We start from the raw sequence: 16,249 nt of genomic DNA, 5'->3' as shown, positions 1-16,249 counted from the left end.
AGTCCGGTATTCCGGACTGTCTTTTCAATTTATCTAGTCAAACGCTTATAAATAAAGGTTTGCAAGATTTCATAAGCTTTGATTAAATGAATTGAAAGCGCTTTACTAGTTACATATGTAGGAGGTGGGTTCAGAGAGACAAGCGATCAGTAAATGTAATGTATCTACTGTCATTATTTTTTTGAACAATATTAACTGAAGATTACAATTACGCTTGGGGGGGAAATGGAATGGAAGCATTAGGGATGATTGGTTTGATTGGAGGACTCGCTCTTCTTATTTTCCTGACAATGAAGGGCGTAAATATTTTGATTGTCGGTCCTATTTCCGCGTTGTTTGTTGCGCTTATGAGTGGCATGCCCCTATTCGCTAAACTTGCAGATGAAGGGCAAGCTGATTTTGTTACAAGTTATATGGGTGGATTCACTTTCTTTATTGCATCTTGGTATATGATGTTCCTGCTTGGTGCGGTATTCGGGAAAGTTATGGAGGATAGCGGAGCAGCAGATGCCGTTGCAAAATGGTTTGTAGACAATTTGGGTATGAAGTTTGCGGTATTGGCTATCGTTGCGGCGTGTGCGATTTTGACATATGGCGGCGTAAGCTTGTTCGTTGTTGCATTCTCGGTATATCCAATGGCAATCTCTTTATTTAAACAAGCTGATTTGCCAAGAAGGTTCATTCCTGCGACATTAGCTCTTGGATCGGTAACATTTACAATGACTTCAGCTGGATCGCCGGAAATCCAAAACTGGATACCGATCCCGTACTTGGGGACAACTGCTTACGCAGGCTGGGAAGTCAGTTTACTAGTCGCCGTGTTTATGGCAGTGTTTGGCTATTGGTGGCTGAAGAGAATGGTGACTAAAGCAGTAAATAAGGGTGAGCGGTTCGTCGGCAGGGAATCGGATCCAACATTCGATACTACACGTAAACTGCCAAATCCTTTCTTGTCCATGATTCCTTTGGCTGTTGTACTGATCATCTCATTTATCTTCCACGATTCATTAGCTCAGTCGGCATTGATTGTCGCGTTGCTCGGTGGGATTATCGCGACTTATTTTGTAGGAAGAAAATATTCTTCTAATTTTGGTGCGGCTGTTTCAGCAGGTACGCTTGGCGCAATTGTTGCGATTGGAAACACTGCCGCAGTAGTCGGTTTCGGCGGAGTTGCAAAAGCGGTCCCTGCTTTCCAAATGGCTGTAGAAGCTATGACAAACATTCCGGGCTCTCCTTTAATCGGCGCAGCCATTGCGGTATCGGTAATTGCAGGCATGACTGGTTCTGCATCAGGCGGTCAGACGATTGCCTTGCCATTGATAGCACCTCATTATATGGACATGGGAGTAGATCCGGAGGCGTTGCACCGCGTTGTCGCCATCTCGTCAGGCGCACTTGATTCCCTTCCGCATAACGGATATGTTGTAACAACCATACAGTCCATTTGTGGTGAATCACATCGAGATGCGTACGGTCCAGTGGGGGCATTGACTGTAATTGTTCCAGTCATTGGTGTGGCAATTGCAATCATCTTGTTCTCCTTTGGCTTTGGAATTTAACCGGTTTTGTAGTATAGATTAACAACTGGATGACAGTTTACTCATTGGGCGCCTTAGGCACATCGCGTTTGGCGCCCCGTATTTTTGTCTCAGGAGGGTTTCGCATGGTAGAAGGAAAAGTTTTATTTATTACAGGAGCAGCGCAAGGGATCGGTTTTGAAATTGCCCAAGCATTTTCTGAAGCCGGTGCTAAGGTTGTACTTTCCGATATCAATGAGGAAAAAGTGCAGGCTGCTGCCCATAGACTTAGCGGGGACGCGATTGGCATCAAATGCGATGTCACGTCTGAAGCAGACTTAGAAAAGGCGATAAATGAAGCGATTGATCATTTTGGAAGAATTGATATTCTCATCAATAATGCAGGGATGCAGCATGTTGCAATGCTCGAGGACTTTCCGACAGAGCGGTTCGAATTGCTCGTTAAAATCATGCTCACAGCGCCATTTATTGCAACAAAACTCGTATTGCCGCATATGAGAAAAAATGGTTTCGGACGTATCCTGAATATGGCTTCCATTAATGGGCTTGTCGGTTTCGCAGGGAAAGCGGCGTATAACTCAGCCAAGCATGGCGTCATCGGCTTGACGAAAGTGGCGGCTTTGGAAACGGCTGCAGATGGGATTACAGTGAACGCAATCTGTCCGGGCTATGTTGACACGCCATTAGTGCGCAATCAGCTCCAAGACTTGGCGACAACTCGCAATGTGCCGCTTGAAGCCGTACTCGAGGAAGTCATCTATCCATTAGTGCCTCAGAAGCGACTTTTAGATGTTAAGGAAATCGCCGATCTGACATTATTCCTTGCGAGCGATGCAGCAAGAGGCATGACCGGCCAAGCGGTCGTGCTGGATGGCGGATATACAGTTCAATAAAAAAAGCGACCTCATCTACGAGAGGTCGCTTTTCATTTGACAGAATCTTTCGGGTGCCTGTGCAGCACACATTTATGACAATTCGATAAAATGAATAAAAATGTACAGATTCAAATTGCAAACAGTGACATGAATGGATTTCTGAATTAATTTATTCAATTGTAGTGCATAGTCAGAATAGTTTGCTGCACAGGCACCTCTATTTAGGCACCTCTATTTTTGGCACCTCTATTGATTACTTTTTATCTCTTCCATTAAGTAATTGACGAAAGCATCGTCCCGTACGAGCCATGCTTCGTAGTTTCTTTTGAGGAAACGTTCCGCTTCCTCGAAACTTGTAAAGGTCTGTTCCAGTTTTATGTTATTTTGTTTAATGGCCCATGCCTGATCATTTTCCGGGTAGAGGAAAAAGCTGTCTTCCATTCGGTTTTTATAGAGGGAACCAAACAAGGAGTGTTTGACGTTATAGCGATTTCGTCGTGCATCTTCCCGCAATGGCTCTAAGTGGAACGTGTCCAACACAAATTTTTGAAAAGCATCCTTGGTCATTGAGCATCCTGAAGCTTTTGCATGCCCGCCTCCGCCGAATTGCCCGGCAACTTCAGATACATCAACATGATTATGGATTGTTCGAAAACCGACTCGTTTCCCGCTCATGTTTAAGATGGCGATGTAATCAAGATGAGGGTATTCTTTGCCAAGTTCATTTCCCAGCTCTGAATGGTAGGATTCCGCATATACGACTCCCGCAAAAAGGTTGTCCGCTTGCATCTGGACGAGTCCTCGCCTCTTCCGGCGAATATAGCGTTCGATTTTATCTTCTTCCATATCGAGTAATTTCTTTTCGAATTCATCAAAGTGAAAGTGGTCATTAGAAAGCAGTCGCTCGATCATCTTTTCTTCAAATTCATCAATGGAGAGTAGGAAAAAGAGAGCGTTGAGCCGTTGTGCATTCTGATTATTATTTTTCTCCCATTCCCATGTATCATACTGCCTGACGAGCTCGACAAATTCGGCAATCGCATCTGATGGCTCTATTAGTTGATGTGTCACCAAGTATTCATAAAATAAGGAAGTCGCTGAAGTTGATTTTCCTTCTTCATCCTCCACCACGACATGGCCCCACTCATAGTCATTAAAATGCAAAGCTGTCTTATGGTGATCCAGCAATTGTATCTTCCCGCCGTCTTGATAAAACGACTCAAGTCTCTTTTCGTTTTCCCCACTTACCGATAAATCGGTAATAAACAAAAATGTATCCTTATCTTCATTCTCAAGAAACCATTCCACTTCGCGATCAAGACCGGAAACGGAATTGTAGCGCACGTTAACCTGCTTTCCAAATGCTATTTTCGCTAGAATTCCGCATCCCACGCCGTCCAGATCATTATGTGACAATAATTTATACACATCCATCACTCCTCGAACGACAGTATAGTCAAAATGCAGGAGTGACAGACATCAAAAAACCTCCCGAATTATCGGGAGGTTGGAAGTGTTAGTTCAGCACCAACACCAAGCTTCTCAAGTACAAATGCATAGCATTCCGCGGCTTCCTTCAAGTGGTTGAAGCGGCCTGACTTGCCGAAATGTCCTGCACCCATATTCGTTTTAAACACAATGACATTGTCATCGGTTTTCAATGCTCTCAGGCGTGCAACCCACTTCGCCGGTTCCCAGTATCCGACACGCGGATCATTCAAGCCGGTTGTAATATACATATGCGGATAGTCTTTCGCTTCCACATTGTCATAGGGGCTATAGGACTTCATATAGAAATAATCCTCGTGATTTTGAGGATTGCCCCATTCATCCCATTCCAATGTAGTTAGGGGAATGGTCGTGTCGAGCATCGTCGTAACGACGTCAACGAACGGCACGGCAGGAACGACAACCTTGAATAAATTGCCGGCCAGATTTGCCACTGCTCCAACGAGCAAGCCTCCCGCACTGCCTCCGCGAGCCGCCATTCGATTCGGTGTTGTATATCCTTGCTCAATAAGATGCTTCGCTGCGGCAATAAAATCCGTAAATGTATTTCGTTTATGTTCCATCTTCCCATCTTCATACCAACTTCGTCCCATTTCGGAACCGCCGCGCACTTGCGCTGTGACAAATACGACACCCTTGTCCAAGAGCGGGAGACGATACGGATCGAAATGCGGATCGCTGTTTGCACCATAGGAGCCATATCCAGATAGAATCAATGGCGCTGGCCCTTCATCGAGCGCACCTTCCTGATAGACAACGGTCATCGGAACATTGACGCCATCCTCGGCAACTGCCCATAATTGCTTTTGGCGATAGCTTGAACGGTCAAATTCTCCACTGACGGGTGCCACTTGCAATTGACGCTTCTCTCCAGTAGACAAGTTCAGCCCGTACGTCGTTTTTGGCGTAAGCAGCGACTCGTATTGAAGCAGCACTTCCTCTGTCTCGTAGCCTTGGTCGGATAAAACCGATACTGTATAAAGGGGCTCATCCCATACAAGCGGACTCATCTCACCGTCCTGCACTATCCAAATCTGCGTCAACCCGTTCTCCCGGCCTGCGACAAGCAGCTTATCGCGAAACGGATACATCCCTTGAAGATACCGCTGATCGTTATACGCAACGACATTCACCCGTGAACTGATGTCGTCAAGTGGACAACGGAGCAGTTGGAAGTTCAGCGCATTTTCGTTTGTCAGTATGAGCAGATCCTCCCCCCAATGCTCGACATCATAGAGAATCCCGTCTCGCCGCGCATCCAGTAGTTGCAGAGGGGAGGAAGGGGCATCTGCATCCACCATGCGGATTTCACTTGACGTTTTCGAATGTGAATAAACAAAAATAAACTTCCCGCTTTGCGATTTAGACACGTAAAGTGTAAATGTCTCGTCTTTTTCTTCATAGACAAGCTCATCGTTCCCCACGTCACTGCCTACTCGATGCCTCCATAATTTACAAGGGCGTTGATTGTCATCAACAGTAATGTAGAAAATATAGTCGCCAGAGCGGCTCCATTCCATGCTTCCGTATAAAAACACATCAGGAATCCGGTCGGACAGAAGCTCGCCCGTTTCCATGTCCTTTATATAGATAGTATAACGGTCGGTTCCATCACGGTTCTCCAAATAGGCCAGGCGGTTGTGATCGGTACTCATACGCTGCACCGTCACGCTTAAATAGTCACTGCCCTCGGCCAATACATTCAGATCGAGCACCACTTCCTCCGATGCATCGTTTAAAAGTTCGCGGCTTGCCGCCCGTTTGCGTGCATAGATCGGGTATTGCTTGTCCTTTTCCAAACGTGAATAGTAGTAGTATTGTCCATGCTGTACAGGAACTTTCACTTCCGAATCGGGAACACGGTCAACCATGCTTTGATAAATTAGGTCCGTTAGTTCCTCCATGGGGCGCATGATGTCGTCATAATACCGATTTTCTTCTTCAAGATAATTAATGACCTCCGGGTTAGTACGATCCTTCAGCCAATAATAGTCGTCTTCGCGTACATCGCCATGCAATTCATGGGGATGGGGAATCCGCTTTGCTATAGGTGGTTTCATTCTAGTTCCTCCTCTCCTTATAACTAGTAGTTTCGCGACAATGTACAGAAATACCTCTTTTTAAAAGATGCGTGACGGATTCGTAACAAACATACAGGTCACTGCATATTTTAGGCTAAAGGGGTTTCCTTGCAGACAACCGCCCCCGTCAACTTGGGAGTCGCGGGGGCGGTCAGTGTAGAGAACTACTTATTCTCTTGGCATTATAGAATTTCCAGTTGTACGATTAGCGCCAAGAGGATTTGTAGCAACAGCTGCAAGGAAATCGCTACATCAGTATCTACCGTTGTCACCTCGACATCACGGGAGTTGACGATGATAAGTCTTTGGCGATTCGTCTGCCGGATTTGTGCTCGCTCCAGTAGTTCTGTAGTCACGCGTTCCGCTCTTGTAGCATCTGCAATCGAGATATTGATGACGATTGCAATCGCCACTTGGAGTGCAGCTTGTAAGGACACGGCAACTTGCGTGTCAGTCGTGCTGACTGTGACATTTGCAGAATCACGGATGACGATTAGTTCGTTGGAAAGCTGATCGATATTGGAATCCAACTCCGCATCTGCCCCTGTATTTCTTCTTTCGTTTCTGCGAGTAGCGAGCGGGTGCGTTGCATCATCATCTAATGCAGACCATCTGTCTCGGCATCTGTCTTCTTCACGTGAATAATATTCATAGTCATTGTCATAGTCCATTAAATTTCCCTCCTCTCTCTTCCTATTACATGTGCAGGAAAGTTTTTGAGTTGGACAAATCATCTATTCTTGTTGTTTTTTATTTTCCTTCTGTTGTTTCTTTTGTAGGAATGCATCTCGTAGCGGATGGGGCGCTTGTCCGTCTGTTTTTTCCTGTGAATCGGTTACTTTCCGAACGGCTTTCGATGCCAAAAAGTCGTCTACTTGAGTTTTTAGCTGTTCAACTGTCTGCTTCAATCCTTCACGTTGCTCAACTGTCATGCGTTGTTTAGCTTCATCGATATCGATTTTGTGTTTGGAGAATACATCAGCTACAAACAGTTCCATTAACTGGCTCGACAGTCCATATAATTGTTCGCGGTTATTTTTGTCTTCCACTCAAATCACCTCCTTTTGCACTTACAAATATGTATACTCCCGCGAAACCTTAGTAGCCGGGCATCTATACATACAACAGGAAAAATACATAGGGAATCATGATGTAGAGAGCAACGTATGAAATGAAAAGGAAGAACATCCCCCTTATAGCGGGATTGTTCTTCCTTTTCGTTGATTCGGTCTTTTGGCTCCTATACCAATGAATTCCAGAAGGTAGACAAAAACGTCCTTAATTCATTGTTCAACATGCACAAAGGTTTGGCCGAATTAGCGATTATCGTAAAAACCTTATGCACAGTACATAGCGAGGGGTTGTGCATTTTGGTTACTAGACATAAAGACCGGAACCACAAAGCTATGTATAATAAGTGGTGCACGATGAAAATGTTTTAGAAGTAAAACTTTTATCAGCCAAATACAAACTAAATGCAGTTGAAAATACAGCATTGAAAGGGGCAGTTGATATGACAGTAATAAATGAAGCTATCGAGACAAAAGCAATTCAAGGCGACCAACACTCGACGTTAGATGAATCACTGCATCCGAAAGCCGAGCAGGATCGGACCGTCAAGCCAAAAGACTATGTCTTCATGTGGATTGGCGACGGGGTGAACTTAGGGAATATGACATTGGGAGCCAGTGTAATTGTCGCAGGAGCGGCAACATTGAACATCTTCCAAACAATCTTGGCAGCATTGATCTCCATTGGGATCATTTCAACGATCTTCGCATTGAATGACCGACTAGGTTATCGTGAAGGTATTCCATACGTTGTACAACTTAGAATGTCCTTCGGGATAAAAGGGAAAGTCATTTCGTCATTATTACGCGGTGTACCTGCCATCGTCTGGTACGGTATTCAAAGCTGGATTGGCGGTACTGCGTTGAATGAAATAATGAAAATCGTTACGGACGGAGCATTCAATAATGTTGTTGTCTGCTTCATCGGACTTCAATTATTCCAGATCGTCCTTTCATTATTCGGTTTCCATGCGATTAAATGGGTGGAAACAGTTGCATCGATCGTTTTCATGGCAGCGCTCGTATATGTATTTGGGATCCTTATGACTTCACATACAACTCAAATTGCTGAAACATGGGTACAAGCTAAAGGCTCATGGGGCTTGCCGTTCTTCGGACTCATCATGGTCTTCTTGGGGAACTATGCAGGAATCTTTGTAAGTGCTGCGGACTATTCCCGCGAGCTGAAAACTGGTTTAAGTGATAAGAAGCGTGGAGCATTATACTTTATTCCAATAACAATTTCATACGGTTTTGTTATTGTCATTGGTGCAATGTTGGCAGCTGCAACAGGAGTTACGAACCCGGCGCAAGCACTTCCAATCATCCTTAATAATGATTATGTTTCCGTATTCGTGTCAGCCTTTATCGTAGTGGCAGTTATTGCAACAAATATGGTGGCGAATATCATTCCGCCGGCCTATGTCATTACATTGCTGACAAAATTGAAATACAAAGCTTCTGTAACGATTACAGGATTGCTAGCTTTAGGTGCGTTTCCTTGGTTGCTTATCCAGGAATCGTCAGCTACAGGGTTGAATATGTTCATCCTCATCTATTCAGCATTTTTAGGACCTGTTATCTCCATCCTTCTAGTTGATTATTATATCTTACGAAAACAGAAAGTGGATATGACGGACTTGTATAATGACGAGGGATCATTCGCCGGATATAATCCAGCAGGATTGATCGCAATGTTCATCGGTGCAGGTGCTGCATTCATCGAGGTTGAGCTAGCATGGATCATCGGTCTTGTCGTCGCGGGGACATCTTACTATCTTCTGTCGAAATACGCGTTTAAAAATTCAAGCTTCAAAAAAGGAACTATTTTCGAGAAATAATGAATCTTATAAATTGCCTCTTGAAGAATCACTCTTCAAGAGGCAATTGTTTTGTTCAAACTGCACAAGCGTTTATTTAAAGTGTCTATTATTAAACCCTTCCTTATCCACTGTATCTAATAAAACATCGTTCTTTTGTTTAAGTGACCTAAAGAAGTATATCAATATAGGTTGTATAATGAGGACGTCCACTACTACGGTAGATGTGAAGCTCGTTGGGGCGAAGACAACGGTACGAAACCCTTGCCGATGAACCTCAATATAGGTAGGTTTCGAATACTAGTGGTAAATTTTAAGGAGGGGTTTTTTTGACTCTTTTTGATAGAGAAAAAATGAAGAGTGCAGGATATAGTGAAGATGTTCTGCCCACAAAAGTAGAAGATCGGAAATGGGGGATTAGCAATTTCCTGACGGTCTGGATGGGTTCTGTTCATAACATTCCAAACTATATTGCCATCGGTGCTCTATTTGCTTTGGGATTGTCGGTCGGCCAAGTGTTTGCTGCAATCATGGCTGCTTCCATTGTCATATCAGCAATGCTTGTTCTAAATGGTCATGCAGGATCGAAATATGGATTGCCGTTTGCGATGCTGCTGCGTTTATCTTACGGTCCGAAAGGTGCAATGATTCCGGGTGTGTTAAGGGGAGTCATTTCAGCAATTATGTGGTTCGGATTTCAAACGTACGCAGGTAGCCAGGCTTTATCAATTCTAATCGGTAAGCTTTGGCCGACATATTTGACATTAGGCGGAGATTGGAACTTTCTAGGGTTATCTTTGCCGGCGTTAATTTCATTTTTACTGTTCTGGTTGTTGAACATTGCGTTAATTTACGGAGGTATGGCTTTCCTAGGGAAGTTTACAAATATCCTCTCGCCGCTTGTGTATATTGTTTTTGGAGGAATGGCAATTTGGGCCATTAACTTAGCGGGCGGAATCGGTCCAATTCTTTCATATACAGGCACAGGAGTTCCAGGGAATAAAATAGTTATTTTCATCGCAGCTGTAACGGCAGTCGTTGCGGCATGGGCAGCACCGATTGTTAACGCTTCCGATTTCACGAAGCTTGCAAAATCGACGAAGACGCAAGCGATAGGACAAACTGTCGGCCTTGTTGTGACTTATTTGCTTTTCGCGGTTGCAAGTATCGCCATCATTGTCGGATCGGAAATCGCCTTTGGAACACCAATTTGGAACGTACTCGATGTTGTAGCACGTTTTGACGGGACATTTGCAATCGCTATTTCCGTACTTACACTTTGCTTAACAACATTATCTGTAAACGTAACGGGAAATATTGTACCGGCAGGTTACCAATTAGCATCCCTATTCCCGAAGACACTCACATTCAAATCGGGTGCCATAATTGCAGCAATTACTGGTATTCTCGTCATGCCATGGAAACTGATGGAAAATGCAACAAGCATTTTCACTTTCCTCAATATTATTGGGGGAATCCTGGCTCCGGTGACTGGTATCATGCTAGCCCAGTACTTCCTCATTTCAAAAACTAAAATTGACTTGAATGCTTTATATGATGCGGAAAAGGGAAAATACCATTATACAAAAGGCTTCAATGTGAATGCGATTATTACAACTATAATTGCGGGAGTCATTTGTCTGATTGGAAACGTAGTACCTGTCCTAAAGCCGCTTTATGATATGTCTTGGTTTGTAGGAATCATTACAGCCTTCATTCTTTATACGGCGCTTGAATCGACCTATTCAAAAGGTGCTATGCTGCGAAAAGCTCCAGAGCTATCGAAGGAGAATAGGTAATTCGAGAAATGGTGAAACTGATGTTTGGTGTAAATTTGTTGGGCAAAAAAATCATTGATAACTGAGAGGGGAAATTCAAATGGCTTTCGATTTAGTTATTAAAGGCGGAAAAGTAGTTTTACGTGATGGTGTTTATAACGTTGACTTAGGTATCAAAGATGAGAAGATTTCATGCATCGCAGAGAATATTACGGAAGATGCAAAGGAAGTTATTGATGCATCTGGCCAATATGTCATGCCTGGAATGATTGACACGCATGTACACATCAGTGAACCTGGCCGTGCGGAGTGGGAAGGATTCGAAACAGGATCGAAATCACTGGCTGCAGGAGGTACAACAAGCTACGTGGAAATGCCGCTGAATGCCCTGCCGGCAACAACAAACAAACCAGCGTTGGATCTTAAATTGGAGGCGGCTGTTGACCAGAACTATGTTGACTACGCGTTTTACGGCGGACTCGTCCCTGGCAACGTCGATAAGCTGAAGGAAATGTCGGACGCTGGCGTACTAGCGTTTAAATGCTTCCTATCCGATATTACAAGTGACATTCCGGATGATTTCGTAAACGTGGATGACTTCACTTTGTATAAAGGCATGCAAAAACTGGCTGAATTGGATCAGATCCTATGCATCCACGCAGAAAACGCGTCTGTACCATCGGGCCTTGCTAAGGAATTTGAAAGGGAAGGCAAAAACTCCGGAGTTGAATATGCGGAGTCCCGTCCGATCTTCACAGAAGTGGAAGCAGTTCAGCGTGCGATTCTTTTCGCTAAAGAAACTGGCTGTAAATTGCACCTTGTTCATATTAGTACATCAGAGGCAATTCAGGTAATCCTAAAAGCGAAACAAGAAGGCGTCGATGTTACGGTTGAATCTTGCCCTCACTATTTCGCATTCACTGCGGACCAAGTCGATGAAGTCGGTCCGAAAGCAAAATGTCAGCCACCAATCAGAAAAGCCGAAGACCAAGCAAGACTATGGGACGAGCTTCTAGCTGGCAATATCGACTGGCTGACGTCCGACCACTCGCCTTGTACGGAGGACTTGAAGCAAGGAACGATTTGGGAAGCATGGGGCGGAATTAGCGGCGCGCAAAACAACGTCGACCTTATGTTTGACTTAGCTGTGAAACAGCGCGGACTTCCAGTTCATGAATTCGTTAAATTGATTTCAACAAACCCGTCTGAGCGTTTCAACATTACGCACAAAGGTGAAATTGCAGTTTCCAAAGACGCAGACATCATTTTAGTCGACCCGAACCAATCGTACACAGTGAAAAGGGAAGACCTTTACTACAAAAACAAACATAGTGCATACGAAGGCAGAAAAATCGATTGCCGCGTGACAAAAACAATCGTCCGCGGACATGTCGTATTCGACCTGGAAGAAGGCATTGTCGGAGAACCTGTCGGCAAGTTGATTGCTGCTACTAACTAATTCATTTATACCTTTGCCGTTGTCCGTTGCGGCAATGGCAAAGGTAAATTTTTTATTTGGAGGAATTAACGATGAGTACATACGATTTGATTATTAAGAACGGTACGATTGTTACAGCTGAATCCGTTATCAAAGGTGATATTGCTGTTAAAGACGGTAAGATCCAAGAAGTTGGCCAAGCGCTGCAAGGCACGGCTGATCGTGTAATCGATGCAGAAGGAAAACACGTTTTACCAGGCTTGATCGACACGCATGTCCACTTCAATGAGCCGGGAAGAACAGAATGGGAAGGACTTGCTACAGGAAGCCGAAGCTTGGCTGCCGGCGGAGCGACTTCCTTCTTCGATATGCCATTGAACAGTACGCCTCCGACAATCAATAAAGAAAATCTTGACTTGAAAAAGGCATGCGCCGATGAAAAATCAATCGTCAATCCATATTTCTGGGGCGGCCTTGTTCCTGAGAACATTGCGGACCTCAAGGAACTTCACGAAAATGGGGTTATTGGTTTCAAAGCATTCATGTCGCCAAGCGGTATTGCTGATTTCAACCATGTTGATGATGAAACGATCTTTAAAGGGATGAAAGAAATCGCTTCCTTCGGTTCGCTTCTTGCCGTTCACGCGGAAAGCACGGTCATTTGTGACCAACTTGCTGAAGAAAAGCAAAAACAAGGCAAGACATCTGCAAGAGATTTTGTCGAGTCTAGACCAATCATTTCTGAAATCGAAGCTGTCCGAAGAATTATCTCTTATGCGGAAGCGACTGGATGTAAGCTTCACGTCGTCCACGCGAGCAGCAGAAAAGTAGTCGACATCATAACAGAAGCAAAACAGCGCGGCGTAGACATTACGGTGGAAACATGCCCGCATTATTTAGCGCTATCAATAAAAGACTTCGAAGAAAAAGGCGGATTGGCGAAATGCTGCCCTCCACTACGCGACGAAGACGAAGTCGAAGATCTATGGGCTGCGATTGCTAATGGGGAAATCAACGTTATTGCTTCCGACCATTCACCAGCTCCGGCGACTATGAAAACAATTACAGACAACTATTTTGAAGGTTGGGGCGGAATTTCCGGTGCACAGTCCACGTTGAACATCATGTTGACTGAAGGCTATTTCAAACGCAATCTTCCATTGGAGAAAATTGTTGAATTGACTGCAACGAACCCAGCGAAACTATTCGGCCTCTCGAATAAAGGCGCAATCGAAGCTGGCTATGATGCAGACATAGCGATTGTTGACTTGAACGAAAGCTTTGAACTGAAGAATGAAGACCTCTTCTACCGTCACCAGCACTCACCATACGTTGGGTTTGAGTTCAAAGGAAAAGTCAAAACAACTATCGTTAATGGAGAAGTTGTCTTTGAGAACGATGAAATCGTCTCTGAGAAAACAACTGTTGGCCAATAAAAACAAAAAAACCAAAGCCCATGCAAACCGGGCTTTGGGTATAGACTGTAGACAAACACCATGAATTATGGTGTTTGCCTTCAGTCTTTTTTCTTTAAACATAGAGAGGAAGCTAACAGTGTTGATTTCCGCTGCGTGCGGACGCTTTCCGCGGGCACGGCTTCAGCCAATCGAACAACGTAGGGTTCGATTTGCCTTAATTTCTGCGTTCTTTGCAGAAATTAAGGCAGCCTCCACATCCTGCTCCCTTAGGGGCGCAAAAAACACTGCTCGCAACGCTTCGCTTGTGCTCGCAAAAGCCGTTCTTCGTCACGGCTTTCGCAGGAGTCGCCGCTCTCCGCTCCAATCAACGGGGTTTCCTCAAGACCATCTGGTGGGCAAACTGGATGCGGCCATTAATCTCTCCTTTTTCTATCCATAGTTGAGGATCTTTATCAATTAATGGGAGACCTAGTACAGATTCAGTGGTACTGATAAAGATGACATCCATTCAAACGTTCGGCATCCTTTCCAGTGCCAGGCAATTAACATCTATTGCTAACTTCCTTTTAGAGAAACAGGTTCTTCCTGCACTTCCTTAATAAACGAAATGACAAAAGAAGGCTTTTTCAGAAAACATGAGGATGTCTATGACGAGCATTTCGAAGAAAAGCAGGACATGCGATGGACAGGTGACAGGGGACTTATAAAATATCCATGCAAGCAATGCTGACTTTTGCTGCCATCAATCTTAAGCAGCTGGCCAGTTTGATATGGAGGGCGGAGGCTGTATGCGTTGATTGAATGATGCCGATAACCTAAATGGACATCCAGTTGATTGGAGTGCAGGGCGGCGACTCCTGGGGGATTAGCGCGGCGTGAAGACCCCGCAGAAGCAAAGCGACGAGGAGGCTGAGGGCAAGCCCCCCGGAAAGCGTATGCCCGGAACGGAAATCAACGTTATTTTAGTCTACTGACAGTTAAAATGTACATATTTAAGCAAAAGGGTTGGAAATCATAGATTTCCAACCCTTTTGTCTATAGTCTGAAACCAAAGCCCATTCAAACCGGGCTTTGGTTTTATTCGTCTTCTTTTAAAAGTGATCCGATCATCAACGCTACACGTATGCGCAATGAGTGGGCCGGGTCGCGGAAAGAGCAATTCAGCAACTCTTCCGCTTTCTCGATACGGTATTTCACTGTATTCCTATGGATATACAAGCGGCGGGACGTTTCCGAAATCTCACATTGTGAATCCAGATACACTTGAATCGTCTTGACCAATTCCTGGTTTTCTTTTGTCTTTGGATGGGCAAGGGACTTCAGTGTGTTCTCATACAGTGCTTTCAAATCTTTTTCGGGAATCGTGTTTAATAAATCTTCAAGCTCTTTCATTTTATAGAAATTAATGAAGCCGAGCATATTCATATCGTATCCGCTCATAATTGCTTCGCATGCTTCTGCATAGGCGGTTGTAATATCTTTAATGGACTGAACCGTATTGCTGACGCCGAAGGAGATTGAATAATCGCCTTGCAAGCTTTCCTGGCATCTCGCAACAAATTCAGTTACTTCTGCAGTGTCCGCTTCATCAGCGTATTGCAAGATCATGACGAAGTATTTTTCCTTCGTGAATAAAATACCGTCCAATTCGCTATGAACAATCTCATCCTCAAGTTGATCATAAATACTGTTGTACAGTTCTCCAGCCTTTTTCTCGTACAATTGAAGATCTTCGTAATTTTGTCCTTTTTGGTCTACAGTACAAATGATGCAAATGTTATTTAAGTCCTCGTTCAAGCCATAATAATTAGCACGGCTCAAGATTTCTTCATCAGAATGTATCCGATTTTCGATCAAGTCGTCAAAGAAATTATTTTTGAGGAGCCTTGAGTTCTCTTCGATTGCCTGCTCCTTGATAATTGTAAAGGTAATGACGTTGCCGGCCTGTTCAATCGCCATTTGCGAAGATGGATAAGGCAAAGTCATGGAATCGACAATGACGAGCATGCTAGGATGCTGCCGTTTGGTTTGAACAGGGAAAGTGGAAATGGATTGATGTTCCCTCGAAGGAATCGTAAAGGTGCTTCCTTCCCGGGCAGATGGTAAGTCTTCTTTCACTTTTTCGATGATTTCCTGTTCGGCCAATTTCATTGAGTCCATCCGGAAATCATGACTATGGGCAATTTTTTCTCCCCTATGGTTCAAGAGCAGGGTAGGACGGGATAAAAAATGCCCCAATTGCTCGATGAGTGCAGTTAAACTGTAACCTTTAATCATCATATCGGAAAACTCTTTTTGGACATGCAACGCGTAATAGAGCTGTTCCGATTCAGCATCATTTAAATAATTCAAAATGTGTCGGGATACTTCACCTAATGTGTGCTTCGTAGGCAAATCAATGATAGGAAACGCCAAGTCATCGGCGAGCAGCTTCACTTCACGGGGCAATTCTTTGAAGAATCGATTGATCTTAATGGCAAGTCCTGAACAGTTTAATTCATACATTTGTTTAATCAATTCGCAGAATTTCTCAGGATCGTCCTTGAATGCATATCCAGTCGTAAGGAGAAGGTGATTTTCCTTCAAGAAATTGATGATGTCCGGCGTGTCGGAAATATTTACAAATTGCACATTTCTTGTAAGACCGCGATGGCCCGCAAGCACAATGCTTTCTTTCATGCCTTCCAATATAAATAAATCGTTTACTGTTTTCATAAGCATA

Annotated in this window: 11 protein-coding genes; 6 read left to right on the top strand and 5 right to left on the bottom strand. The window is 44.2% G+C overall.

Going from position 1 to position 16,249, the window contains the following annotated elements:
- Positions 1–230: 230 nt before the first annotated feature.
- The gene (locus M3193_RS15760; protein ID WP_251629648.1) at positions 231–1,559 is read left to right on the top strand and encodes a GntP family permease; all 1,329 of its coding nucleotides are present in this window, start codon (positions 231–233) and stop codon (positions 1,557–1,559) included.
- Positions 1,560–1,663: 104 nt separating this feature from the next.
- Positions 1,664–2,431 (top strand): 3-hydroxybutyrate dehydrogenase, encoded by a 768-nt coding sequence (locus M3193_RS15755; RefSeq protein WP_251629646.1) that lies wholly within the window; start codon positions 1,664–1,666, stop codon positions 2,429–2,431.
- A 228-nt stretch (positions 2,432–2,659) separates the two neighbouring features.
- Here the strand turns inward: M3193_RS15755 and M3193_RS15750 are convergent, their stop codons facing one another.
- From M3193_RS15750 to M3193_RS15735, 4 genes are all read right to left on the bottom strand, one after another.
- On the bottom strand, positions 2,660–3,841 hold the full coding sequence (locus M3193_RS15750; RefSeq protein WP_251629644.1) for a DHH family phosphoesterase: 1,182 nt from the start codon (positions 3,839–3,841) through the stop codon (positions 2,660–2,662).
- Between the two features lie 68 nt (positions 3,842–3,909).
- Positions 3,910–5,982, bottom strand: a complete 2,073-nt coding sequence (locus M3193_RS15745; protein ID WP_251629643.1) for a S9 family peptidase — start codon at positions 5,980–5,982, stop codon at positions 3,910–3,912.
- 203 nt (positions 5,983–6,185) lie between these two features.
- Complete coding sequence (locus tag M3193_RS15740) at positions 6,186–6,674, bottom strand: spore coat protein (protein ID WP_251629641.1); 489 nt, start codon at positions 6,672–6,674, stop codon at positions 6,186–6,188.
- Between the two features lie 63 nt (positions 6,675–6,737).
- Complete coding sequence (locus tag M3193_RS15735; protein ID WP_251629639.1) at positions 6,738–7,052, bottom strand: hypothetical protein; 315 nt, start codon at positions 7,050–7,052, stop codon at positions 6,738–6,740.
- Positions 7,053–7,516: 464 nt separating this feature from the next.
- On the opposite strand from M3193_RS15735, the gene M3193_RS15730 reads away from it, so the two are divergent.
- From M3193_RS15730 to M3193_RS15715, 4 genes are all read left to right on the top strand, one after another.
- Positions 7,517–8,914 carry an NCS1 family transporter gene (locus M3193_RS15730; protein ID WP_251629637.1) on the top strand — a complete coding sequence of 466 codons (1,398 nt, stop codon included), beginning with the start codon at positions 7,517–7,519 and terminating at the stop codon, positions 8,912–8,914.
- Positions 8,915–9,222: 308 nt separating this feature from the next.
- Complete coding sequence (gene allW / locus M3193_RS15725) at positions 9,223–10,692, top strand: allantoin permease (RefSeq protein WP_251629636.1); 1,470 nt, start codon at positions 9,223–9,225, stop codon at positions 10,690–10,692.
- A gap of 79 nt (positions 10,693–10,771) precedes the next feature.
- A complete protein-coding gene (gene allB / locus M3193_RS15720; RefSeq protein WP_251629634.1) occupies positions 10,772–12,130 on the top strand; it encodes an allantoinase AllB in 1,359 nt (452 codons plus the stop codon).
- 71 nt (positions 12,131–12,201) lie between these two features.
- Positions 12,202–13,545 (top strand): allantoinase, encoded by a 1,344-nt coding sequence (locus tag M3193_RS15715; RefSeq protein ID WP_251629632.1) that lies wholly within the window; start codon positions 12,202–12,204, stop codon positions 13,543–13,545.
- 1,059 nt (positions 13,546–14,604) lie between these two features.
- Here M3193_RS15715 and M3193_RS15710 read toward each other — a convergent pair.
- Positions 14,605–16,242 (bottom strand): PucR family transcriptional regulator, encoded by a 1,638-nt coding sequence (locus tag M3193_RS15710; protein ID WP_251629630.1) that lies wholly within the window; start codon positions 16,240–16,242, stop codon positions 14,605–14,607.
- Positions 16,243–16,249 lie beyond the last annotated feature (7 nt).

The sequence above is a fragment of the Sporosarcina luteola genome, assembly GCF_023715585.1.
GTDB classification, from domain to species: domain Bacteria; phylum Bacillota; class Bacilli; order Bacillales_A; family Planococcaceae; genus Sporosarcina; species Sporosarcina luteola_D.
The sequence above is the reverse complement of the archived record's forward strand: the minus strand, read 5'-3'. Positions and strand labels throughout refer to the sequence as shown.